The sequence below is a fragment of the Alcanivorax sp. HI0083 genome, from assembly GCF_001635175.1.
Genome location: NZ_LWFX01001610.1, coordinates 1 through 570, shown reverse-complemented (window position 1 = coordinate 570; position 570 = coordinate 1). Strand labels below are relative to the sequence as shown.

The 570-nt window shown below is 56.7% G+C and carries 1 protein-coding gene; it reads left to right on the top strand.

All coding sequences use genetic code 11. The annotated features are described in order from the left end of the window. Positions 1–79: 79 nt before the first annotated feature. Positions 80–487 (top strand): antitoxin Xre-like helix-turn-helix domain-containing protein, encoded by a 408-nt coding sequence (locus A3754_RS23880; protein WP_063521532.1) that lies wholly within the window; start codon positions 80–82, stop codon positions 485–487. Positions 488–570: the final 83 nt, after the last annotated feature.

The following is a 570-nucleotide window of genomic DNA, read 5'->3' as shown; positions in this document are numbered from 1 at the left end:
ACATTTTCTTGCTCCGAATGTCTCAATATAGACAAAAACCAAAATATAGACCATTATTGTCATCAACAGGAGGCAAAACATGGAACCCGCAACAGCCTATACCCCACAAGCTCTGGACGATGGCGCCCGCCATGCCGCCTTGCGTGCGGTATTGAAACTACTGGAGCACTGGCAGTGCAGCGAAAAGGAGAAAATGGCGCTACTCGGTGTCGGCCGCTCCACCTTGCACAAATACCAGAGCCAGCCAGACAGCGCGCGGGTAAGCCAGGACCTGCTCGAGCGCCTCAGCTACCTGCTGAATATCCATCAGGCGCTACGGACCCTGTTCGGGAACAAGGAGAACGTGTACGGCTTTGTGCGCATGGCCAACCATAACGCCTTTTTTAATGGCGCCACGCCCATGAGCATCATGGGCAGCGGCCGGGTCGCCAGCCTTTACGAGGTGCACCGTCAGCTCGACAGCCTGCGAGGCGGCCAATGGGGCTGAGTGAACCGAATACCGATGCCTTGCCATGTACCACGCTACGCGGACAAATCGCCTACCGGCTGGTCAATGGCAAATACCCCCCC

Bases quoted from the DNA above. Each gene is read 5' to 3' on its own strand.
- A3754_RS23880 (WP_063521532.1), top strand. From the start codon at position 80: ATGGAACCCGCAACAGCCTATACCCCACAAGCTCTGGACGATGGCGCC.